The 22,603-nt window shown below is 46.2% G+C and carries 17 protein-coding genes; 7 read left to right on the top strand and 10 right to left on the bottom strand.

What is annotated here, in order from left to right; all coding sequences use genetic code 11:
• The first annotated feature begins 9 nt into the window (after window positions 1–9).
• Entirely contained in the window at window positions 10–462 is a 453-nt protein-coding gene (locus AC1DP6_RS31395; protein ID WP_477024080.1) for an NUDIX domain-containing protein, read from the top strand.
• Window positions 463–491: 29 nt separating this feature from the next.
• Here AC1DP6_RS31395 and AC1DP6_RS31390 read toward each other — a convergent pair whose 3' ends face one another.
• Window positions 492–1,298: a queuosine precursor transporter gene (locus AC1DP6_RS31390; protein WP_477024081.1), complete on the bottom strand. Its 807-nt coding sequence runs from the start codon at window positions 1,296–1,298 to the stop codon at window positions 492–494.
• Window positions 1,299–1,642: 344 nt separating this feature from the next.
• Between AC1DP6_RS31390 and AC1DP6_RS31385 the strand changes: the two genes are divergently transcribed.
• Complete coding sequence (locus AC1DP6_RS31385; protein WP_477024083.1) at window positions 1,643–4,144, top strand: YfhO family protein; 2,502 nt, start codon at window positions 1,643–1,645, stop codon at window positions 4,142–4,144.
• Window positions 4,145–4,255: 111 nt separating this feature from the next.
• Here the strand turns inward: AC1DP6_RS31385 and AC1DP6_RS31380 are convergent, their stop codons facing one another.
• The 6 genes from AC1DP6_RS31380 to AC1DP6_RS31355 form a co-directional block, all read right to left on the bottom strand.
• Complete coding sequence (locus AC1DP6_RS31380) at window positions 4,256–5,011, bottom strand: glycosyltransferase family 2 protein (RefSeq protein ID WP_477058414.1); 756 nt, start codon at window positions 5,009–5,011, stop codon at window positions 4,256–4,258.
• Window positions 5,012–5,019: 8 nt separating this feature from the next.
• Window positions 5,020–6,261 carry a glycosyltransferase gene (locus tag AC1DP6_RS31375; protein WP_477024085.1) on the bottom strand — a complete coding sequence of 414 codons (1,242 nt, stop codon included), beginning with the start codon at window positions 6,259–6,261 and terminating at the stop codon, window positions 5,020–5,022.
• 3 nt (window positions 6,262–6,264) lie between these two features.
• Window positions 6,265–7,263, bottom strand: a complete 999-nt coding sequence (locus tag AC1DP6_RS31370; RefSeq protein WP_477058413.1) for a polysaccharide deacetylase family protein — start codon at window positions 7,261–7,263, stop codon at window positions 6,265–6,267.
• 24 nt (window positions 7,264–7,287) lie between these two features.
• Window positions 7,288–7,980 carry a methyltransferase domain-containing protein gene (locus tag AC1DP6_RS31365; RefSeq protein ID WP_477024087.1) on the bottom strand — a complete coding sequence of 231 codons (693 nt, stop codon included), beginning with the start codon at window positions 7,978–7,980 and terminating at the stop codon, window positions 7,288–7,290.
• A complete protein-coding gene (locus AC1DP6_RS31360) occupies window positions 7,973–8,911 on the bottom strand; it encodes a glycosyltransferase family protein (protein WP_477058412.1) in 939 nt (312 codons plus the stop codon). The genes AC1DP6_RS31365 and AC1DP6_RS31360 overlap by 8 nt, the downstream gene beginning before the upstream one ends.
• A gap of 90 nt (window positions 8,912–9,001) precedes the next feature.
• On the bottom strand, window positions 9,002–9,673 hold the full coding sequence (locus tag AC1DP6_RS31355) for a C40 family peptidase (RefSeq protein WP_477024089.1): 672 nt from the start codon (window positions 9,671–9,673) through the stop codon (window positions 9,002–9,004).
• 186 nt (window positions 9,674–9,859) lie between these two features.
• Here AC1DP6_RS31355 and dnaE point away from each other — a divergent pair, with 186 nt between their 5' ends.
• From dnaE to AC1DP6_RS31330, 5 genes are all read left to right on the top strand, one after another.
• Window positions 9,860–13,504, top strand: coding sequence for a DNA polymerase III subunit alpha (gene dnaE / locus AC1DP6_RS31350; protein WP_477058411.1), 3,645 nt, complete (start codon window positions 9,860–9,862; stop codon window positions 13,502–13,504).
• A 107-nt stretch (window positions 13,505–13,611) separates the two neighbouring features.
• On the top strand, window positions 13,612–13,929 hold the full coding sequence (gene trxA / locus AC1DP6_RS31345; protein ID WP_079472839.1) for a thioredoxin: 318 nt from the start codon (window positions 13,612–13,614) through the stop codon (window positions 13,927–13,929).
• A 120-nt stretch (window positions 13,930–14,049) separates the two neighbouring features.
• Window positions 14,050–16,191 (top strand): M43 family zinc metalloprotease, encoded by a 2,142-nt coding sequence (locus AC1DP6_RS31340; protein ID WP_477058410.1) that lies wholly within the window; start codon window positions 14,050–14,052, stop codon window positions 16,189–16,191.
• Window positions 16,188–17,369, top strand: coding sequence for an aminofutalosine synthase MqnE (gene mqnE / locus AC1DP6_RS31335; protein ID WP_477058409.1), 1,182 nt, complete (start codon window positions 16,188–16,190; stop codon window positions 17,367–17,369). Before AC1DP6_RS31340 ends, mqnE begins: the two co-directional genes overlap by 4 nt.
• 12 nt (window positions 17,370–17,381) lie before the next feature.
• Entirely contained in the window at window positions 17,382–17,912 is a 531-nt protein-coding gene (locus tag AC1DP6_RS31330) for a DUF192 domain-containing protein (protein WP_477058408.1), read from the top strand.
• A gap of 99 nt (window positions 17,913–18,011) precedes the next feature.
• On the opposite strand, the gene AC1DP6_RS31325 is transcribed toward AC1DP6_RS31330, so the two are convergent.
• The 3 genes from AC1DP6_RS31325 to AC1DP6_RS31315 form a co-directional block, all read right to left on the bottom strand.
• Entirely contained in the window at window positions 18,012–18,380 is a 369-nt protein-coding gene (locus tag AC1DP6_RS31325) for a GreA/GreB family elongation factor (RefSeq protein ID WP_477058407.1), read from the bottom strand.
• Between the two features lie 34 nt (window positions 18,381–18,414).
• A complete protein-coding gene (locus AC1DP6_RS31320; RefSeq protein WP_477058406.1) occupies window positions 18,415–19,971 on the bottom strand; it encodes an FMN-binding glutamate synthase family protein in 1,557 nt (518 codons plus the stop codon).
• Window positions 19,972–20,241: 270 nt separating this feature from the next.
• A complete protein-coding gene (locus AC1DP6_RS31315) occupies window positions 20,242–22,527 on the bottom strand; it encodes a DUF7133 domain-containing protein (RefSeq protein WP_477058405.1) in 2,286 nt (761 codons plus the stop codon).
• Between the last annotated feature and the right edge of the window lie 76 nt (window positions 22,528–22,603).

Here is a 22,603-nt window from a genome sequence, read left to right as displayed (position 1 = left end):
TACTTGAATATGCAAACAGGATTTAACGTAAGAGTATAYGGCATCATGATCAACGATCAGCAACAGGTGCTGGTGAGTGATGAGTATATCCGTGGCGGTTACTATACCAAATTCCCCGGCGGCGGATTGGAATTTGGAGAAGGTACTCTCGAATGTATTGTAAGAGAGTGGCAGGAAGAACTGGGACAGGATGTAAAAGTAGTAGARCACATCTATACAACAGACTTCTTCCAGATTTCTGCTTTTGATAATGAAACACAGATCATCTCTATCTATTACCTGGTAACGCCCACCTCACCTTTTACCGCAAATGTAAGTACCGTTCCATTCGATTTTACCATACCGGAAGGTGTCGAAGAAGTAGAGCGCGCCCGCTGGATAGACTGGAATGAGTTTTCTGCAGCAGCCGTTACTTTACCTATTGATAAAGTAGTAGCGGATATTGTTAAAGAAAGATATTGATTAGAGCGAAAAGCTTTCAGCTTTTCGCTCTAATCATTCGTCATCGGATCCTCATAAGGATGTTCTTTCCCCATGGCGGCTGCCTTCATTTTCTTCGCTACATCATGTCCCAGGTACCGTTCTATCTGATGTTCCAGTAAATAGATCAACGGTGTAAGTGCCACGGCCAATACAAATTTATAGCTGTAGTTCACCATACAAATAGCCAGTACCCGCTGCCAGCTCCAGTTATTACCCAGCTTAAACGCAATGAATAACACAATGAAACTGTCTACCAGCTGTGATACAATCGTAGATCCGGTAGCTCTCAGCCATACATGCTTGTCTCCCGTACGTTTTTTAATGCGGTGAAATACCGTTACATCCACAATCTGGCTCACCAGGAAAGCCGTTAAGCTACCCAGAATGATCCACATACCTTGTCCGAAAATACTGGTGAATGCCGTTTGCATATTCGGAACACCATCAGCAGCCTTACTCCCCAGCCACCAACTGTCTGCCGGCACACTCATGGCCACCAGGAACATAATGAAAGCATAGGAAATCAACGCTACTGCGATATAAGAAATACGTCGCACCGCTTTAGGCCCAAAATATTCATTCACAATATCTGTCATCACAAATTCTAACGGCCATAATAATACCCCTGCGGTTAAGGTGTAGGACAACCCACTTTCTCCAAACAAAGAGAACTTATGTGGCGTTAATCCAAATAATTGCTCCAGCGAAAACAGTTTACCGCCAATACATTCCGCGATGAGCGCGTTGGCCACAAAAAAACTGGTAAATATGACGAACAGTTTAGTGGGCTTGTCGTTTAACAGATTCCTGATCATTTAATAATTAACTATAAGTTGAAATATAAAAATGGCAATGTTGAGCAAATATAACCAGGGAGGCAATGTCTTCCATTGTATTTTTTTTAACAACAACAGCAAGCCTGTCAGCACACATACCAGCCCATTCAACGGGAAAGCTATCCCCACACCCAATACCAGCACGTGATTCACGATCGAATCTAACGCATGATCATATAAGGTAATACGCAGAATTTCACTGATCAGAAAGCACAGATTGCATATAAATGTAAATTTTAAGAGGAACCGGATCCAGCGCATATTGAAATTTCGGATAAATTACAGTTATTTTTGTTTCTTTAAAACTAAATCCAAAATATCCGATGAAGCAAAACTGGCTAAAAGCCATTCTTCCACACCTTGCAGCAATAGGTATCTTCCTCCTGCTGGCATTTGTGTATTGTTCTCCCGTCCTGGAAGGCAAAGTTGTAAACCAGGCCGACATGAAGAATGTGGAGGGAATGGCGAAAGAGGCAAAGGACTACTATGAAGCAACCGGTGAGCGCCCTTTATGGACCAACAGCATGTTCTCTGGTATGCCTTCCTATGTGATTTACACCGGTCCGGGTACCAACAAAATAGGAGCCATGAACTGGGTGATCACGTTGAAGACACCCTTCCCTGTTAATATGTTGTTCCTGGCCATGATGAGCATGTATCTGCTCTTATGCATACTGGACTTTAAATACTGGATCCGCGTCATGGGCGCCATTGCCTTTGCATTTTGCTCCTACAATGTCATCATCATAGACGTAGGTCACATCACCAAAATGTTCGACATTGCCCTGATGCCTGCTGTACTGGCTGGTATCATCCTCACCTACCGGGGCAAACTGCTCACCGGCGCGGCATTAACCGCATTGGCTACGGGCATGCTCATCTACAATAATCACCTGCAGATCATCTACTATACACTGATCATGGTGGTCTGTCTTGCTATAGGTGCCTTTATTCATGCCTTTAGGGAGAAGCAACTGCCACAGTTCTTTAAAGCATCCGGTCTGCTGGCCATTGCCGGCGCACTGGCTATCCTTACTTCCATGGATAGCCTGTTGATGCTCCGCGAGTATACCGACTATACAATGCGTGGCAGCAAATCAGAACTCACCCTGGACCAGGGCGATGTGGCTCAAAAAAAATCTACCGGCCTGGATATCGACTACGCATATGACTGGAGCTACGGTAAAGCGGAATCAGGCACCTTCCTCATTCCTGGTTATGTTGGTAACTCCTCTGCCCAGAAATTAAGCAGCAGCTCCAATTTCGGCCAGCAAATGATCAGTCTCGGAGTACCTGCTGCCCAGGTAGATCAGTTCCTGGAACAACAGAAATTACCGGTTTACTATGGCGCACAATCCAAAGGTACTTCCGGCCCTGTTTATGTAGGCGCTATCATCTGCTTCCTTTTCGTATTGTCTTTACTGTTAGTAAAGAGCTGGCATAAATGGTGGCTTCTTGCTGTCACTGTCATCGGCTTTATACTGGCATGGGGTAAAAACATGGCGTTCATCAACGATTTCCTGTTCTATCATCTCCCCCTCTACAATAAGTTCCGTGCACCTGCGCAGGCATTGGTGCTGCCTTCACTCACCTTTGTGATCCTGGGATGCTGGGGTCTGCAGGAAGTGGCAGCCAGCCAACTGACCAAAGAGGCCTTACTGAAAAAACTGAAAGAAGCATTACTGATCACCGGTGGTATACTGGTAGGCTTTGTGCTGATCAGCAATTTCTTTACAGGATTCAGCAGCGCCAGCGATGCCAGCATGCTCAACTACTTCGCTCAAATGATGGGAGGCGAGGAAAATGGTAAACTCCTGATCCGCGCCCTGGAAAAAGATCGCAGCAGCCTGCTGTTGAAAGATGCTTTCCGCTCCGTGATATTCATCCTCATCGCAGCAGCCGCCATCTGGGCTTTCCTGAAAACAAAAATAAAATGGCAGACAGCTGCACTGATTATCACCGCTGCTGTTGCCATTGACCTGTTACAGGTAGATAAAAATTATCTGAACAACGACAGCTTTGTAGATGATATGAGCTATATGCAGGTAATGCAACCTTCCGCTGCTGATCAGCAGATCAAACAGGATCCGGATCCGTACTACCGTGTATTCAATCTCACTACCTCACCGTTCGATGATGCATCTCCTTCCTATTTCCACAAAAACATCGGCGGCTACAGCCCTGCGAAATTGTGGGTCTACCAGGATCTCATCACCCATCAGATCTCCAAACAAAATATGCACGTGCTGAACATGCTCAACACGAAGTATTTTATTGTACCTGATCAGAAAAGCGGGCAACCGGTAGCACAACGCAATCCGGGCGCTTATGGAAACGCATGGTTTGTAAAAGATATCATCTGGGCACCGGATGCCAATACAGAAATGAAAACGCTGGATTACCTGAACTCCCGCGACTCTGCTGTTATTGATAAACGATTTGCCGCACAGCTGGGCAACTTCAAACCAAGCGCAGATAGCAGTGCTACCATCATGCTCACCAAATATGGTCTGAATAAACTGCAATATGTGTCACATAACCCACAGGAAGGTTTTGGGGTGTTCTCTGAAATATACTACCCTGCAGGCTGGAAAGCGTTCATCGATGGCAATCCTACTGACATCATCCGCACCGACTATGCACTGCGCGGCTTGAAAATACCCGCTGGTGATCATAAAATTGAAATGCGGTTTGAACCAACTGTAGTATTCACCGGTCTGAAGCTTTCCGGCATTTTTTCTATTTCGTTACTGTTACTGGTGATTGCCATCTTTGGATGGGAATTCTATCAGTACATCAAAAGTGACAAACAAAAAACAGCATAAAACAGGAAACTATAAAATGGAAGGCCTGAGCAAATCTGCTCAGGCCTTCCATTTTATAGCAAACGTTCGCTGCATTTCCTAAAAGCTAATAGCTAAAAGCTAACAGCTAAATCAATATCTCTTCGAAAAAATATAACGCAAGCCTATAAACAGATGATGGGCAAAATTGGGAATATGTCCATAATACCGGCTCAGTATTTTATACCGTTCCTTCCAGGCCAGCTGCTGATGCTGCTTGGAAGTGCCTCCCACCCTGAACCGCGCCACTACCTCATGTGTATTGCATATGTTGCGGGATGCTTTCAATGTACGGATCATCCAGTCTATATCTGCACAAACCTTATACTGCAAATCATATAACGGGCTTAAACTACGCCGAATCACATAGGCCTGATGCGACACTACCATGCCATGTTTTAAACTTTTCCACGTAAGCTGATCCGGCACTTTATGAGGTGTTTGCTCAGATCGCAAACCGATATCTGCGCCGTTTTCATCCATAAACATGGCCTCACCGTAATACACATCTGCATCGGCACAGGTAGCAAACATTTTATGGATCACCTCTTCATTTGCCAGTACATCGTCTGCATTCAGAAACAACAGGTAATCCCCGGTAGCCAGCTGCATACCCTTATTCATGGCATCATACAAGCCTTTGTCTTTTTCAGAAACAACAGTAGCAATACGGGAACGGTATTTCTCCACCACGCCCATGGTATTATCTCTGGAGGCTCCATCCACAATAATGTATTCGATATGCGGATACGTTTGTGACAGCACACTTTGTATGGTGCTTTCTATAAATTTCTCTGCATTAAAACATACGGTGATAATGCTCAATACCGGGTTAGCTGCTTTGCTCATGTAAATAATTATAGTGGTTCCTTTACCACGGATTGAAACAACTCATAATATTGTGCAGCTACTACCTTCATGCCGAAACGCTGTTCCACATAGGTTCTGGCCGATTTACCAAATTGCCGGCAGGTGGCCGGATCATTCAGCAAAGACAAGGTATGCGCAGCAAACTGCTGCTGGTTGCCCGGTGCAATCACATATCCTGTTTCCCCATCCTTTACGATCTCTCTGCAACCGCCTACATCAAAGGTAATACAGGCCGTTTCACAACTACCAGCTTCTATCAGTACGTTCGGCAGGTTATCTGCTTTGGTAGGATAAAAGAAAATATCGCTGGCACTATAGCACTGCATCATTTTCTGCGTGTCCTTCACATAACCGGTATACACACATTCCAGGTGTTTAAATGTGCCAGGCAAACGATCCTTGCCTATCATGAGCAGATATACCTTGCGATCCAGCTGCTCATCCAGCAGGTGTAAAATGTTCAATAGTTCTGCTCCTCCTTTAAACTCACTGTTAAACAGGCGTTCAGACACAAAGGTAATTACCTGCGCGTCGGCGGGCAATCCCAGTGCCTGCCTGGAAGCTGCCTTGTCCTGAGGCCGGAAATAATCCGTGTCTATTGGATTCGGAATATGATACAGCGGTTCTTCTCTTGTCAGTGGACTTTCCATCGTCATATCATATAACCATTCTGAGGGAGATACAATATGAAGATCGCTGGCGGCGTACAGGCGCTGCTTTCTGCGCATCAGGTAGTTGCCATTGGGCAATCCCATAGATGGTGAATGCTTATGCTCCGATTTGCCAGCTCTGCCTGATTTCCAGGCCGTATCACCAAAGGTATGGGCCGCATTACCGGTCAATGCCCACATATCATGCAGGGTCCATACAATAGGCGCTACCACGGATAAACGCGGCAATAACGTGGCATCAAAATAGCCGCCGTGTATATTATGTAAACTGATTACATCCGGCTTAAATGCATGTGCTGCACGCATGATGGCCGGAGATGAAAAAGGGAAATATAGGTATTGTAATCCAACCTTATTGCTGAGTACATTGAGGCCTCTTTCTATCACATTGCGTATCATACCCGGACGGGTTACCGTTACATCCGGAGATGCCTGATGGGTGCCTACTACAAAATGATTCTCGGTATGGTAATACTGCGAGAGTCCTTCCGCAATCCGTTGTGCTGCTATTGCCGCACCACCGCTGTTCTCATATTTATTGATAAAAAGTATTTTCACCCGCTAGTATTTAAAGAACTGTTGCATATGCCTCCGAAACAAGTCAATGGGCCAGTCACGCACCAGGATGCGGGGCAATGCATAAGGATTACTCCAGGTATGCACCTGTCCGTAGTAATTGGCCGTTACCAGCTGTAAACCCAGTGCCTTACAGGCTTTTATACTGTCTGCGTTATAGTAGCGTTTGGTCCCCAGGAATTTCCTGCCACCAAAAGGATAGGAAAAATGCACCTGTGGAGTACCCAGCACACCTTCCAGTATTTCTTTGGACATGCCTATTTCGGTATACTGCTCTTCATAGCTGAGCATGCCTACAGCAGGATGCCGGTGCGTATGGCAGCCAATAGTAGCATAAGCAGCGTTACCCATTGCCTTCAATTCCTCCCAGCTCATGAGCCGGTGAGAAGGCCGCCCGATAGCATTTTTGCCGGACCACTCATACAGTTGTTCCAGGGCTGATTCTATCACGGCCGGCTTGCAGAAACGCAGCACCTGTTGCAGAGCATAATAGGTTTCCCGTATAGCCATGAGCGTGCCGGTAGCATATTGCCACGATTGGCCGTTGATATTAATGCGCAGTTCCGGTGGCAGATTTCCGTTGGTCAGCAGTATGCGTTCCAGGTCATCCCACCATAACTCGTATTCCGTATTAATTTTTGAAGTAGTAATATAAAACAAGGCGGGTACCTGTCGTTGGGTCAGTATGGGCAATGCTTCATGATAGTTATCTGCATAACCATCGTCAAACGTAACAAATACTGATCTTTCGGGGAAAGCCTTTTTATTTTTTACATGGTATAAAAAACGATCTGCATCCAATACATGGTAATCAGACGCCAGATGGGTGAGCTGTGCATTGAAGTTGGCGGGTGTAACAGACAGTTCCTGTGGGTCCTGCTGCAGGGTGGTTACCCGGTGATACAATAAAATAACTGCCGGACGCTGCACTTTGTTGGCCACATAGTGCATAGCTGAAAATACTTTTTGACTCACGTTTCCCATCAGATAGTGCTACATTTTATCGTGTTATGCCTTTTTGGCCCTCACTGCAATGATAATCGGATACACCGGATCCTGATAATTCAATTCTTCCGGTAATAATTCTTCGGCGGAAATTCCCTGTAGGATAGCCGTACAGGTGAGTACATTACCGTAAGAAATGATCTCTATATTTTCTTCTCCAAAAATTTCACCAAATACTTTAGCGGCAGATTGTGCGGTAAAGCGCCAATAGTCGCCCCAGCGCTGCTGATCGTAAGCCGATATCTGGGTGGCGCCGGCCAGTGTAGCCAGCAGTACACCGCCTGGTTTTAACAGGTGATGCGCCCCTTCTATAGCCGTTTTAAAATCGTAAATGAAGTTAAAGGTCTGTGTACAGATAAAGCAATCAATTTTATCGGCAGGTAAAGACGCCTTGTCTGTCAGGTCTCCGATAATGGTAACATTTGCGCCTGCCTGCACATGCAGTACTTCAAAACTGCTGACCTGCGAACCAAATTGTTTTGAATAACTGCTTTCCGCTATTTCCAGTACATGACCATGAATATCGGCGCGGTGCGCATCCAGGAAGGTGCTGATATAATGACGATCTACCGGTGTCCCCCTGCTCCATCCAAAAGCCGGAGATACAGGTTGCAGCTTTCTTAAATTATCCCAGGAAACCGGCGAAATCACATCCCGCTTTATTTTTCTGAATATGTTACGCATTACCTTAAGCATGGCCGGTTATTTTTTTCCAGTATTGTTTAAGCCTGTTTTTAATCTTCGCTTGAATGGTCATGCCTGCATTTGCACGCAGGAATTTTGCAAACACTTTTTCCATGGGCAGGTTATTCTCCACCGGAATATCTCCTACCGGCACAGGTGCCTGGTATATCTCTGTATATAACCAATCTTCTTCTTTATAATGATGAGTAGCAGCAGCTACGTTCCCATCGTGCCTTACGAGTGATTTCACCGGGTACAGTGTGAGCATATCATGCAGATAGGCGGTAGCTCTCCAGCGAATAGCCCAGGAGCTTACTTTACCATTCTTATGCTGATGCAGCATTCTGAAAAAAGGATAAGCTCCCCAGAAATCAAATGCCCGCTTCAGTCCTTTCAATTTTATCAGCTCAATTACTTTATGGGTATCCGGCTCAAATTTCTTCCAGGCCCTGCTCCAGGTGCCCCATCCGAGGCTCCCCGGATCATGCACCAGGAAAGTAGAAGCCGTATTATCTGCCGGCACCTTAAATGGATACAGATAACCATGCACCGCCAATAACTTTTCTTCCTGCGCATATTTAGTAAGCGCATCATTCATAAATTTCAGGAAGAAGGGCGATACGGTGAGGTCATCTTCCAATACAATTATTTTACCATGCTTACCGATGACTTCCGTTACCCCATCAATCACTGCAGTGGCCAGGCCTTTGTTCTTTTCCGCTTCCAGGATCACCACCTTGCCACACCATTGCCGGCTGTGTACTATTTCCCGCACCTGTTTTATCAGCTGCAGCTGTTCCGGAGAAGCACCGGCTTTAGGACCGTCACAATATACATATAAGGTACTTTCTTTCGCTTCCTCATTCCTGCTCAGATACTCTAAGGTGTTGAGCGTCAGATCTGGCCGGTTGTATACAAATAATACGATGGGAGCAAATTCCATGATATGAAAAGGTCCTGCGCAAGGCAGGTGATTAAGTTAAAAGGGTAAAAATCGTATAAAATTAACAATAAAACAAATGTGTAGAGCGGGTTAAAGTCGTCCTCCGCCGGCGAAATACCTCTTCCAGTAAGGCTCTTTGAGATCACTGATCATCACCCCTGCACTGGTAGATGCATGTACAAATTTATCATTCTCAAGGTAGATGCCTACATGAGAAATTCGCTTCTTGTGAATCCTGAAAAATACCAGGTCACCTTCATGCAAATCACGTACGGGTAATCTTTTTACCTGTGTAAAAAGATCCGTAGAATTTCCGGAGAGTCCCAGCTGAAACACTGCATTCATCAGTGTATTCACAAATCCGGAACAATCAATACCGGCTCTTGTTTTTCCTCCTAAGCGATAAGGAGTGCCCCACCATTCTTCAATAAAGCTATACAACTTCTGATTTAATACATCTTCTACAGGAACATCCAGTAACTGTGCATATTTAAACTGCCAGCTCTGCGCATTTTCCAGATTGGCGCTGCCCCTGGAAATATTTTTGCTGATACTGACGTCTTTGCTGTTATAATTACTGTTGTTACGGGGATGACGGTTGGTGGCTATGCCATCTATAAATTCAACAGGTCTGTTGTTGGCTGTAGCAGGTGTGGTGGAGGGTTTCTTACTGGTAGTACTTTTTTTAAGTGAAGCGCAGGAACTAAGTGACAATGCACAAATCGATAACTTCACAAATAGATGTCCCTTTACTCTGATCATAAGCGTCTGGCTAAATTTTCGCTAAAATACAAAAGTACAAGCAGAAAGCAGAAAGCAAAAAGCTATTGAAGCAAATAATCAATTTTGTTATTCGCTTCAAACACCCGCTCCTATTGCTTTTTGCTTTTTGCTTTCTGCTTTCTGCTTTTTCCCGTACTTTTGCCCTTTGACGAAACAGATTAGCAGATGAATTTCTCCCACCTTCACGTACATACGCAATACTCATTACTGGATGGCGCCGCCGACATCAAATCGCTGTATAAAAAGGCGATGTCTTCTAATCAGCCTGCACTGGCGATTACAGACCATGGTAATATGTTTGGCGCATTTCAGTTTGTGGCAGAAGCATATAATAATAAATTAAATCCGGGTGATCCGAAAGATAAAAGACTGAAAGTAAAACCTATTGTAGGCTGCGAATTTTATGTCGTGGAAAACCGCCATAAACGTGCGTTTACAAGGGAAGAAAAAGATGTGCGTTATCACCAGGTATTGCTGGCCAAAGATGATGAAGGTTATCGCAATCTCATCAAGCTCTGTTCCCTGGGATATATGGAAGGCCTCTATGGTAAATATCCACGTATCGATAAGGAATTAGTACTGCAATATCACAAAGGACTGATTGCTACTACCTGCTGCCTCGGTGCTTCTGTTCCCCGCATCATTCTTCGCAAAGGAGAAGAGGAAGGAGAAAAAGAATTCCGTTGGTGGCTGGATATTTTCGGAGAAGATTTTTATGTAGAACTACAACGTCACGGTATTCCGGAACAGGAACAGGTAAACGCTGTATTACTGCGCTTTGCAGAAAAATACAATGTAAAGGTAATTGCCTCCAATGATTCCCACTACGTGGATCAGGCAGATGCCAACGCCCACGACATCCTGCTTTGTATCAACACCGGCGAAAAGAAAAGCACCCCTACCAATAAAGATTTTTCGGACGATGATTCTGCCGGCCCGAAGAACAGGCGCTTCGCTTTTTATAACGACCAGTTCTATTTCAAGACTACGGAAGAAATGACCAAACTGTTTCATGATCTTCCACAGGCCATTGATAATACCAACGAAATTGTAGATAAAGTACAGCTGCTGGATCTCAAAAGAGATATCCTGCTGCCCAACTTCCCTATTCCAAAAGAATTTATCACCCAGGACCAGTACCTGCGGCACATCACCTATGAAGGCGCCCGCAACCGGTACATGGAAATGAACGCCGATATTGAAGAACGTATCAACTTTGAGTTACAGGTAATCGAAAACATGGGTTTTGCCGGTTACTTCCTCATTGTGGCCGACTTCATCAAGGCCGGCCGTGAACTGGGCGTATTCATCGGCCCGGGACGTGGTTCCGCTGCAGGATCTGCAGTGGCCTACTGTATAGGCATCACCAATATAGATCCCATTAAGTATAATTTGCTGTTTGAGCGTTTCCTGAATCCGGAACGTAAGAGCATGCCCGATATTGATACGGACTTCGATGATGAAGGCCGTCAGAAAGTAATTGACTATGTAGTACAGAAATACGGCCGTAACCAGGTGGCACAAATTATCACCTATGGTACCATGGCAGCCAAAATGAGTATCAAGGATGTGGCCCGTGTAATGGACCTCCCGCTCGTGGAATCAAACATCCTCGCTAAAATGGTACCGGACAAGCCGGGTATCCAGCTGGATCGTATCTTCAACGCGCCCTTGGAAGGAGAAAAAAGCCTGGCCGATAAAGAAGGTCTCGCTGGTGAAGACATTGAAAATGTGAAAAAGCTGCGGGAACTCATCAAAGGTGATGACCTGCAGGGAGAAGTACTCCGCGAAGCCTGCGTACTGGAAGGGTCGGTTCGTAACACCGGTATCCACGCGGCAGGTATCATCATTGCCCCGCAGGACCTGTACGACCTCATTCCCGTATCTACTGCAAAAGACTCCGACCTGCTGGTAACCCAGTTTGAAGGAAGCATTATTGAGTCTGCCGGCGTTATCAAGATGGACTTTTTGGGGCTGAAAACCCTTACCATCATCAAAGGTGCGCTGGAACTGATCCGCCAGAACCATGGCATCACCATCGAAATAGATAATATTCCGCTGGACGATGCCAAAACATATGACCTTTACCAGAAGGGCGAAACCAACGCTACGTTCCAGTTCGAGTCGCCCGGTATGCAGAAGTACCTGCGTGAGCTGAAACCGGATAGGTTCGATGACCTTATCGCGATGAACGCCTTGTACCGTCCGGGACCACTGGAGTACATTCCTTCCTTTATCCGCCGTAAACACGGCCTGGAGCCGGTACAATACGATATTGCCGAAATGGAGGAATACCTCAATGATACCTACGGTATCACGGTATACCAGGAACAGGTGATGTTGCTGAGCCAGAAACTGGCAGGCTTCTCCAAAGGTGATGCGGATGTACTCCGTAAAGCCATGGGTAAAAAGCAGATCGCGGTACTGAACAAGATGAAGGCGCAATTCATGGAAGGCTGCGCCAAAAATGGCCACGATCCTAAAGTATGCGAAAAAGTATGGACCGACTGGGAAGCCTTCGCCTCTTACGCCTTCAATAAGTCGCACTCCACCTGTTATGCTTTCGTAGCCTACCAGACTGCTTACCTGAAAGCCCACTACCCTTCTGAATATATGGCTGCCGTACTGAACTGTGCCAGCAATATTGAAAAGATCACCTTCTTCATGGAAGAATCCAAACGCATGGGCATCGATGTATTGCCGCCCGATGTGAATGAATCTTTCAAAGGTTTTGCTGTTAACAAACAAGGCCAGGTTCGCTTCGGACTCGGCGGACTGAAAGGTGTGGGTGAGGCCGCTATTGAAAACCTGCTGGAAGAACGGAAAAAAGAAGGTCCTTTCAAAAACATATTCGACTTTATCAAACGCGTAAATCAACGCGCCGTCAATAAAAAATCTCTCGAAGCCATGGTGATGTCCGGCGCTTTCGACAGCTTCCCGGAACTGCATCGTGCACAATACTTCCACAAGCCGGAAGGAGAAGCCCTCACCGGCCTGGATAAAATCGTGAAATTCGGTCAGCAGGTAACAGCAGGCTCCTCCAATATGGGCAGCCTCTTCGGTGCCGACGATATGCCGGATGTGGAACCGCCTAAAATACCTACCTGCGATGCGTGGCCACTGATCATGAAGCTGAACAATGAAAAGGATATCACCGGTATCTACATCTCCGGACATCCTCTCGATGACTATCGCTTTGAAATGAAACACTACCATATGAACTCCGTACAGGAGCTGGTAGAATACCAAACCGAAATAGCCCAGCCCGGAGGCAGCGGAGGCCGCTCCAGGGAACGCAATTTCAGGCTGGCAGTGTATATCACCAACGCCCAGGAAAGGATTTCCCGCAACAACCGGCAGTTTGGAGTAATGACTATTGAAGATTATACCGGCAAATTTGAATTCGCCCTCTGGAGTGAAGATTTTATCCGCTTCGCCCCTTACCTGAAACCGGGGTTATGCCTCTTTATCAATGGTGGCTTCAAATCCAAGCGTTTCAATGATAATGAATATGAGTTTAAGGTAAGTGGTATACAACTGCTGCAGGAAGTAAAGAAAACACATACCAAACAGGTATATCTGAATACCATGCCCAAGTACATCAACAAACAAACCGTTGATTTCCTGGTAGACAATGTAAACCGCTTCCCTGGCAACAGTATACTGCACGTACACCTGACCGACCGGGATAATCAGACACAGGCAAAACTGCATACTTTTAACCGGAATATTGAGATGAATGACGAGTTGGCGGGTTTCCTGCATAAACAGCCGGATATTGATGTGTACATAGAGATTATCAATAAGTAGGATGCCAAAAATGCAGTAATTTGCACTCGGATCAAGATTTGATCATAATATAACACGAATCAGAAAATCAAAACAATCGTTAAATAAAACTTTTTAAATCACAGAATATGGCTTTAGAAATCACTGATGCGAACTTTGAAACGGAAGTTCTGAATTCCGATAAATTAACTGTTATTGACTTCTGGGCAGAATGGTGTGGCCCTTGTCGCGCTATCGGTCCGGTAATTGAAGAACTGTCTAAAGATTACGCAGGTAAAGTAAATATCGGAAAAGTTAACGTGGATCAGAATCCGCAGCTGTCTGTAAATTACGGTATCACCAGCATTCCAGCTATCCTTTTCGTTAAAGGTGGTCAGGTAGTTGACAAACAAGTAGGCGCTGTGCCTAAATCCGTGCTGGATAAAAAAATACAGGCCAATATGTAATTTTTATAAAAACTGAGTTTAGGAGCGTTCCGGTTTATTCCGGAGCGCTTTTTTTTGTCTTATTCTGAGCCGGAAAAAATCCGAAGCTTTCCCGTATCTTCATTTTCAAATTCTACTTTTTTGCGCCATTACTTTATTATCCTTCTTACCTTTTTCTCTTGCGCTACTGCTATGGCACAGCGTAAATGCGGTACAGCGGAAGCCTTGCAACAACGGGTAAAAGAAATCCCCCGCCTACAGGAACTCTTGCAGAAAAATGAAGCCCTCATGCTGCAGGGACAAATCCTTCAGCGGCTCAACGCACGCACAGAAGACATTCCGCAAACGGTATCTATTCCTGTGGTGGTACATGTGGTACTGGATGATACCGCCGCTGTTACGTATGCACAGATTCAATCTCAACTGGATGTGTTGAACCGCGACTATAACGCCGGCAATACCGATATTTCCCTGGTGCCTGCTGTCTGGAAGCCGCTGATCGGTAACACAAAAATCAATTTCTGTCTGGCGCAACGAACACCAGGCGATGAACCAACGAATGGAGTGGTGAAAGTAAAGATCGCACCTGGGCAAAGTTTTTCAATCAACAACGGCGCAGCCGATGTAAAATATCAATCAACCGGTGGTTCCGATGCCTGGGATCATTCCAAATACCTGAACATATGGGTAACCCGCCTGTCTGGTAATTACCTGGGAGTTGCTGCTCCTCCCGGTACCGGCTACCCGGTAGAACAGGAAGGCGTAGCGGTACAATACACCGCCTTTGGTACTACCGGCAGCGTAACCGGGGTGTATAACCTGGGTAGAACAGCTACTCATGAAATTGGTCATTATTTTGGTTTAAAACATGTTTGGGGAGATGATAACGGCAGCTGTAATATCGATGATGGAATCGCCGATACACCGCTTCAGGGTGATAATACCTACGGTTGCCCTACTTTTCCTAAACTGGATAACTGTACCAGCACCGCACCGGGTATTATGTTCATGAACTACATGGATTATACCGATGATGCCTGTATGCACCTCTTTACCGCCGGACAGGTAGATCGTATGCGTTTTGTACTGGAGAACATCATTCCCAGTCTGATGACCTCCAATGGCTGCGTACCGCCCTTGCTGGTCAACAACGATGCGTCCCTGGTGAGCATCACCACTCCCGACGGCAAAATATGCAACAACCATATTGCACCGGTAGTGACCCTGCGCAACCGTGGCGCCAATGCGCTGACCAGCGTCACCATCTGGTATCAGCTAAACGGCGGACCACTCACGTCCTATAAATGGACCGGTAACCTGGGCAGTCTGCAACAAACAACCGTTACCCTGCCGGGCGCCGATGTGACTATTAACAGTTATAACCTGAAAGCCTATACGCAATCACCGAACGGACAACCGGATGYCAACCTATCCAACGATACTGCGAATATCCGTTTCCGTTATGATGCAGAAGTAACACTGCCTTTTACGCAGGGCTTTGAAGATGATAGCTTCCCTCCTCCGGGCTGGGACCTCTATAATCCTGACCACAGCTTTACCTGGGAGCGCTCCCGTGATGTAGGCAAAGGCAGCCAGGCCTCCGCCCTCATCCGCAACCTCGGCTATAATACCAACGACCAGACAGATGACCTCATTACACCGGTGATCGATCCCCAGGGACACGATTCCGTATTCCTGTTTTTTGATGTGGCCGCCGCCGTGTTTTCCGACCCGGCTACGCCCGGCATCTCCTGGGATACCTTGCAGGTAATCGTTACTTCCGACTGTCGCCAAACCGGTACGATGTTGTACTCCAAATGGGGAGCTAACCTGATTACACGCGCCAAACCCATACAAACAGAGTTCGTTCCGCTTGCCAGCGAATGGCGCCGGGATTCAGTGGATTTGACCGCCATTTCACATAAAGGAAAGTTTCAAGTAGCATTCAGAAACATTTCAAATTCAGAGAATAATATCTATATTGATAATATAAATATTGTAACGAAAGATGTCAACCCATTACTCCGGGAAAAGGGCGTTTTAGTCAATCCTAACCCCACCACCGGTATCTTTTGGGTAACGTTTTACCAGGTACCGGAAGACCTGGTACAGGTATCCATTTACAACGCGGCAGGGCAGTTTATGATGAGTAAACCTGCAGCAGATATCAGCGCTGGCAACCGACTGACCTTTAATTTGGTAAATGAGCCAAATGGTGTTTATTTTGTAAAATTAATTTACAGGAACAGGGCCAACACCATCAAATTAATGAAAGTAAGATGACGACGAGAAAAGATAATCCGGCTGTTCAAACGCTTCTTCAGCAAGCCAACCTGGACGCAGAATTGAAGCGCATTGCAGAAAAGATCCTTCAACAGGAAAGAATTACGCCCGATGAAGGGCTGATCTTATTTGAGAAAGGCGATATCGGCCTTCTGGGTGCTTTAGCCAATCATGTACGAGAGCGCATGCACGGTGACAAGACTTACTTCAACCGCAATTTTCATATAGAACCTACCAACGTCTGCATATTTACCTGTCACTTCTGCTCCTATTCCCGCTTGTATAAAAACAGGGAAGACGGATGGGAACTGAGTATAGATCAGATGATGGACATCGTTAAAAAATACGATAACCAACCCGTTACGGAAGTGCATATCGTTGGCGGCGTACATCCTAAAATGCAGTTGGACTTTTTCGTGGAACTGATTAAACAAATCAAAGCCCATCGTCCGGACCTGCACATCAAAGGCTTTACTGCCGTGGAACTGGACTATATGTTCCGCAAAGCCAAAGTAAGTGTAGATGAAGGTATGCGCATTCTCAATGAAGCCGGCCTGCAATCTATGCCTGGCGGCGGTGCAGAAATCTTCGCACCGGAAGTACGTGCTAAAATATGCCATGATAAAGTAGATGCTGATGGATGGCTCGCCATTCACAAAGCAGCCCACCTCCGTGGTATGCACACCAACGCTACCATGCTGTACGGCCATGTAGAATCTTTTGCAGATCGCATCGATCACATGGAACGCTTACGCTCCCTGCAGGACGAAACCGGTGGTTTTAACACGTTCATTCCACTGAAATTCCGCAATAAAGGCAATGATATGTCCCATATTGCAGAAAGCTCTATCGTGGAAGATCTCAGACTATACGCGATTGCCCGTTTATACATGGATAACTTCCCTCACCTGAAAGCCTACTGGCCCATGCTTGGAAGAAATACCGCACAACTGACACTTTCCTTCGGTGTGAATGACCTCGATGGCACCATAGATGATACCACCAAAATATACTCTATGGCCGGATCAGAAGAACAAAATCCGTCTATGAACACTGCCCAGCTGGCCATGCTGATTAAGAAAGCCGGCAGAAGACCAGTAGAAAGAGACACCGTTTACAACGAAATAAAAGATTATACTGAAGTAGTTTTTTCTGATGAAGAACTACTGACCAAATAGTACTTCTGTCTTATGCAATTACATCTGAAGTGTATATTAATCGCCAGTTTATACATCGCCGGCTGTCACCAGAATACAGGCAACAGTAACAACAATGGAGTTGATACCACTACGGCGGCACCAACAACAGCAGCAGTTACGGAAACCTCCAATGGCAGCGCTTTTAAAAAGCAGGCTACCCTGGCTTTTCTGTCAAAATCCGGTGCAGATACCCTGCGTAAAATTGATATACAGCTGGCGCAAACCGATGAACAGCGCGCCGATGGACTGATGTACCGTAAAACGATGACAGATGATCAAGGCATGCTCTTTATTTTTCCGGATATGGAAGAACGTGCCTTCTGGATGAAAAACACCTACATCTCCCTGGATATTATTTATATAGCAGATAACATGGAGATTGTATCCGTTCAGAAATATGCCACTCCTTTATCAGAAGAAAGCTTGCCGTCTTACAAGAAAGCGAAATATGTGCTGGAAGTAAATGGAGGTTTCTGCGATAAATATCACATTGCATACGGAGATAAGATAGCATACCAATAATATTTATCAGGATTGATCCTGGAAAAGAGARGCCCTGGCAGATGCCGGGGCTTTTTTTGCGCTATGATACATACTTGATCGCTAACACTAATAGCCTCTTTATACTGCTGCATTCACGACTTCGAGTATATGCAACTGTGTTTTTCCTGCCGGTACTTCCCATTCAATCACATCACCAGTGCTGTAGCCCAGTAAAGCCGTGCCTATGGGCGACAGGATCGATAATTTACCTTCCTGTAAGTTGCTCATCGCCGGCAATACCAGCTGTACGCTCCGTACGGTCCCACTACGTTCATCTCTGAACTGCAGCGTTGAATTTACCTGTACTACATGATCAGGGACCTTCCCTTTTTTAACCACAGCCCGCTCCAGCTCTTCTTTCAGCTTATCCGTGGCAGGTGCCTCGTAGCAGAGGGTTTTAAGGATTTCGTAATCATGTAGGGACACAATAATCTGTTTCTTTTTCATGATAACCGGGTTTTAAATCAATTATAAATAGCTTTTAGCTTTTAGCTGCTAACAACTGATGACTAAGTGCTAAAAGCTGTTTCGGTGCATATATTTCTTCATAAGATCGTATATCCGTTCTAGTTACTCTCCTGTATAAGGCCGCAGGACTCACCTTCTCTGCCGAAGCAAAGCCACACGCGCCCATCAGCTCTGCCAGTGCCGCAATGGTATTACGGTGATAATTGGCCACACGTACCCGTTTGTCGGCTACATTCACTCCCTGATAAAGCGTAGGATCCTGCGTAGCCACCCCTACCGGGCAACTGCCACTATCACATTGCAATGCTTGGATACAACCTAAAGCCAGCATCATGCCGCGGRCACTGTAACAAGCGTCTGCACCCATTGCCAGTACTTTCATGATGTCGAAGCCGGTAATAATTTTACCACTGGCCATAATACGTATATGTTGCTTCAGGTTATAGTGACGCAGCAGGTTGATCACCAGTGCCAGCGCATCATACAACGGCATCCCGATAGAGTCGGTAAACTCCAGCGGAGCCGCACCGGTACCACCTTCTGCACCATCTACCGTAATAAAGTCAGGGTAAATACCGGTATTCACCATAGCGGTGCAAATACGCTCAAACTCATCAGCACGGCCCACACACAGCTTAAACCCTACCGGCTTGCCTTCTGAAAGTTTACGTAACTGCTGTATAAAAGCCAGCATCTCATATTCATTGGAGAAGGCAGTATGCGCGGCGGGAGACAATACACTGATGCCTGCTTTTACTTTACGGATGGCTGCAATTTCAGGTGTATTTTTAGCGGCAGGCAACACCCCACCTTTGCCGGGTTTGGCGCCCTGGCTCAGTTTCAGCTCAATCATTTTCACCGCAGGTTCCGCTGCTGCAATCGCAAATATCTCCGGAGAGAAATTGCCTTTTTCATCACGACAACCAAAATAGCCGGTACCAATCTGCCAGATCAGGTGGCCACCATGTTGCAGGTGGTAAGGACTAATTCCTCCCTCTCCGGTGTTATGGGCAAAGCCTCCCAGTTGCGCTCCGCCGTTCAGGGAAGCAATGGCCGTTTTACTTAATGCACCATAACTCATGGCACTTACATTCAGTAAACTGGCGTTATATGGCTGGTCACATTGTGCATTGCCGATGTTCACCCTTAAATCTTCCGGTTTTACTTTCGTTGGAAACGCTGTATGGGCAGCCCATTCATAGCCCGGCTCATACATGTCATCCAGTGCACCGAAGGCAACAGTTTGTTTTACATCTTTGGCACGCTGATACACCACCGCACGCTGACGACGACTGAACGGCCTTCCGTCTGTATCCGATTCAAAAAAGTACTGACGCATTTCCGGCCTGATCTGCTCCAGCAGGTAACGCAAACGGCCCAGTAACGGGTAGTTGCGCAACAAAGCATGTTTTCCCTGCAGCCGGTCATATATAGTCAACAGGCTGATACCTACTGCCACCGGCAACAGGAACCATCCGGTTAAATATCCACGATAAAGGCTCGCAGCGACACTCACATCCAGCAACAGGCATAAAAAGTAAACTGCCCATCGTGCTATCCGATGATTCATAAAACTGATTTTATAAGATTGTTTTGGAAAAATGCTAGCGGAATAAAACTACATAGGTAGTCATCCCCCCGGGTACAACGCTTTATAAACTAAAAGTTGCCCGGGATTAAGTGTTGAAGTCTTTAGGACAGGATAAGAACGGCAACAGGAACCCGCAGGTACGTTTGATCGCACGGGGTGTGTTTTGAAAGAGTAATATGGTAGTTGCCGGATTCAATTAATAATTAATTGTAATCCGGCAAATATAAGGCTTTTATTTACAACAAACTATCAATTCGCTAATTCACCAGCCGTGAAAGGCTTCTGACGACCCCCATTCAACTTACGCACCTGCTGTATATCAGCAGCCGTTACTTTGTCTGCTTTGTTTTTCCAGGCACTGCGCAGGAAAGTCAGTAACTGTGCAATGTCCGCATCGCTGATTTCATCGCTGCCACCAATTCCCGGCATGTCACCATTTATTTCAGGCGCTTTATACATTTTTCCATGTACTTCTACCGGCCCCGTCAGGCCGTATAGTACAATAGAAATAAATGCTTTCTTGTTGCCATTTACCCAGTTGCTTTCATTGAGAGGTGGCGCCATAGCAGCAATCCCCTCCCCGCTTTTACCATGACAGGTCTGGCAAACTGTGTTGAATATTTTATAGCCACGGGGTAACGATTTTCTCAATTCCTCCATCTTTTTAGCATTGGCTTTGCTATCCATGTTTTTCAACACGGCCTCCAGCTGCCGCCGCAATACCAAGGTGGTATCAGGATTCCAGGCAGTCACCTGCTTCAGTAATGCCGCTTCTCTGTTCACTGCATTATTCACCAGGGCGGCTGCAATATAACGGTTAGGGGCATACGCTTTTATCATTTTATCTTCCAGCTTGCCGGAATTCACTTTATCAAACTTCGCAACTGTTGGCAACAGGTAGGCTACTGCCGGCGCCAGGTAAGGATTATCAGACAAGCTATCCAGTGCCGCCACCATCACTTTTACATTGCTGCCGCTTAATACGGCTGGCAATGCGGCCAATGCCTGCATTTTCAGTGCTGCATTGTTCTCCTTCCATATACCACCGAGATCATCGGCTGTCAGCTGATGTAACCCTTCCAGGGTCCACAGCGCATGTATCTGGCTCAACGGATCTTTCAGCAGGTTCCGTAAATCAGGCGCCGCTGCGACCAACTGCTGGTCAATGATAAGTTGCTGCGCTTTATCCCGTAGCATGCCATTGGGTGACTGTAACTGGCTGACTAACCCCTGCGCTCCATACATTTTAGGAGGCATTGGCTCATGCGTACCTGCAGGCACAATACGGTAAATACGCCCACCATTCAGCGGCTGCGTCAGGCTCCGCATTTTCACCTCGTTTTTTAAGTACTCTGTGATGTATGTTTTATGTTGCAGAATGCCCCGGTACATATCCGCAATATAGATAGCGCCATCAGGTCCTGTTTTCAAGTCTACCGGCCGGAAACGCTCATCGGTACTGGCGAGGAACTCTTTGTGCTGATAGGCTTGTACACCTTTCACCACATAACTGCTATCTGATAAAATATTTCTTTTGATCAGATTAGCGGAAGGCTCCGCCACAAAGGCGTTGCCACGATACTCCGCTGGCAGCAAGTCTGCGCGATAGATCATTGGGGCACAGGCGGCGGTCATGCTCACCAGGCGCAGACTGTCGTCCAGCGTACCTTTCTGGTATCCTCTGTTTACGCCCGGCGTTGGATGAATAGGATAAGTACGGTTGTCCGGCACTATTTTCTGATCGAAGCCGGCAGCATTTTGTTGTGCCGGATTGGTGCCACCTAAGCCTGGCGGGAAATAGTCGCCCAGCACGTTCTCTGAGTTGTTATTATAATAAAGACGTCCCTGGTTGTCCTGGGTAATACCCCATTGACCTCGGAAATGCGTGGTTTCTTTCAACCATTTATTGCCCACCTTACGGTAACGCCTATCCGATTTTGCATTATAGATCCAGTTGTCCATCGCGCGGAGCAGTCCATTGGGCTGGTGCTCTACGTTGCCGCCGGCTGCATATTGATCATCGACCAGGGTTCTTTTACCGGGTTTATCTTTATTGTTTTCGATGAACCAGAGTTGTGGTGGGGTGGCCACCAATACGCCGTTCTCTACTAAACATACTGCCCTGGGCAATACCAGGGAATCCAGGAATACGGTTCTTTTGTCCATCACCCCGTCGCCGGTGGTATCTTCCAGAATGACAATTTTGCCATCGGGTTTATCTTCTCCGGTACCAACGGTATCGGGCATGAAGCCGGTCATTTCCACCACCCACATTCTGCCGCGTTCATCAAAGGTCATCGCCACAGGTGCTACCACCATAGGTTCGGCTGCTACCAGCTGTACTTCCAGTCCTTTATCAAGCTGCATATGACTGATGGCTGTTTTTCCATCAAGTACCGGTGATGTGGCAAACTGCTCCCGCATTGCCAGAGAATCCGTTTCGTGTTTGTTTCCCTTCTTTTGCTGATCCCCTTGTCCACAGGCAAATAAAGCAAGAGATAACGTGGTGGTAATAAGATAGTGAATACGCTGCATTGTTATTATTCGGTTGCGAAAAAGTAAAAATACATTTCTGAATATATTTTTTTTGAAAAATTATATGAGATACCAG

It is taken from the genome of Chitinophaga sp. 01L420 (assembly GCF_056399985.1).
This window is presented reverse-complemented; position numbering and strand designations above follow the sequence as displayed.

What these genes read in the sequence shown, in the direction of transcription:
- AC1DP6_RS31315 (WP_477058405.1), bottom strand. Translation starts at nt 22,527, where the DNA reads ATGCAGCGTATTCACTATCTTATTACCACCACGTTATCTCTTGCTTTA.
- AC1DP6_RS31380 (WP_477058414.1), bottom strand. Translation starts at nt 5,011, where the DNA reads ATGAGCAAAGCAGCTAACCCGGTATTGAGCATTATCACCGTATGTTTT.
- trxA (WP_079472839.1), top strand. Translation starts at nt 13,612, where the DNA reads ATGGCTTTAGAAATCACTGATGCGAACTTTGAAACGGAAGTTCTGAAT.
- dnaE (WP_477058411.1), top strand. Translation starts at nt 9,860, where the DNA reads ATGAATTTCTCCCACCTTCACGTACATACGCAATACTCATTACTGGAT.
- AC1DP6_RS31325 (WP_477058407.1), bottom strand. Translation starts at nt 18,380, where the DNA reads ATGAAAAAGAAACAGATTATTGTGTCCCTACATGATTACGAAATCCTT.
- AC1DP6_RS31360 (WP_477058412.1), bottom strand. Translation starts at nt 8,911, where the DNA reads ATGGAATTTGCTCCCATCGTATTATTTGTATACAACCGGCCAGATCTG.
- mqnE (WP_477058409.1), top strand. Translation starts at nt 16,188, where the DNA reads ATGACGACGAGAAAAGATAATCCGGCTGTTCAAACGCTTCTTCAGCAA.
- AC1DP6_RS31385 (WP_477024083.1), top strand. Translation starts at nt 1,643, where the DNA reads ATGAAGCAAAACTGGCTAAAAGCCATTCTTCCACACCTTGCAGCAATA.
- AC1DP6_RS31390 (WP_477024081.1), bottom strand. Translation starts at nt 1,298, where the DNA reads ATGATCAGGAATCTGTTAAACGACAAGCCCACTAAACTGTTCGTCATA.
- AC1DP6_RS31365 (WP_477024087.1), bottom strand. Translation starts at nt 7,980, where the DNA reads ATGCTTAAGGTAATGCGTAACATATTCAGAAAAATAAAGCGGGATGTG.
- AC1DP6_RS31355 (WP_477024089.1), bottom strand. Translation starts at nt 9,673, where the DNA reads ATGATCAGAGTAAAGGGACATCTATTTGTGAAGTTATCGATTTGTGCA.
- AC1DP6_RS31330 (WP_477058408.1), top strand. Translation starts at nt 17,382, where the DNA reads ATGCAATTACATCTGAAGTGTATATTAATCGCCAGTTTATACATCGCC.
- AC1DP6_RS31370 (WP_477058413.1), bottom strand. Translation starts at nt 7,263, where the DNA reads ATGGGAAACGTGAGTCAAAAAGTATTTTCAGCTATGCACTATGTGGCC.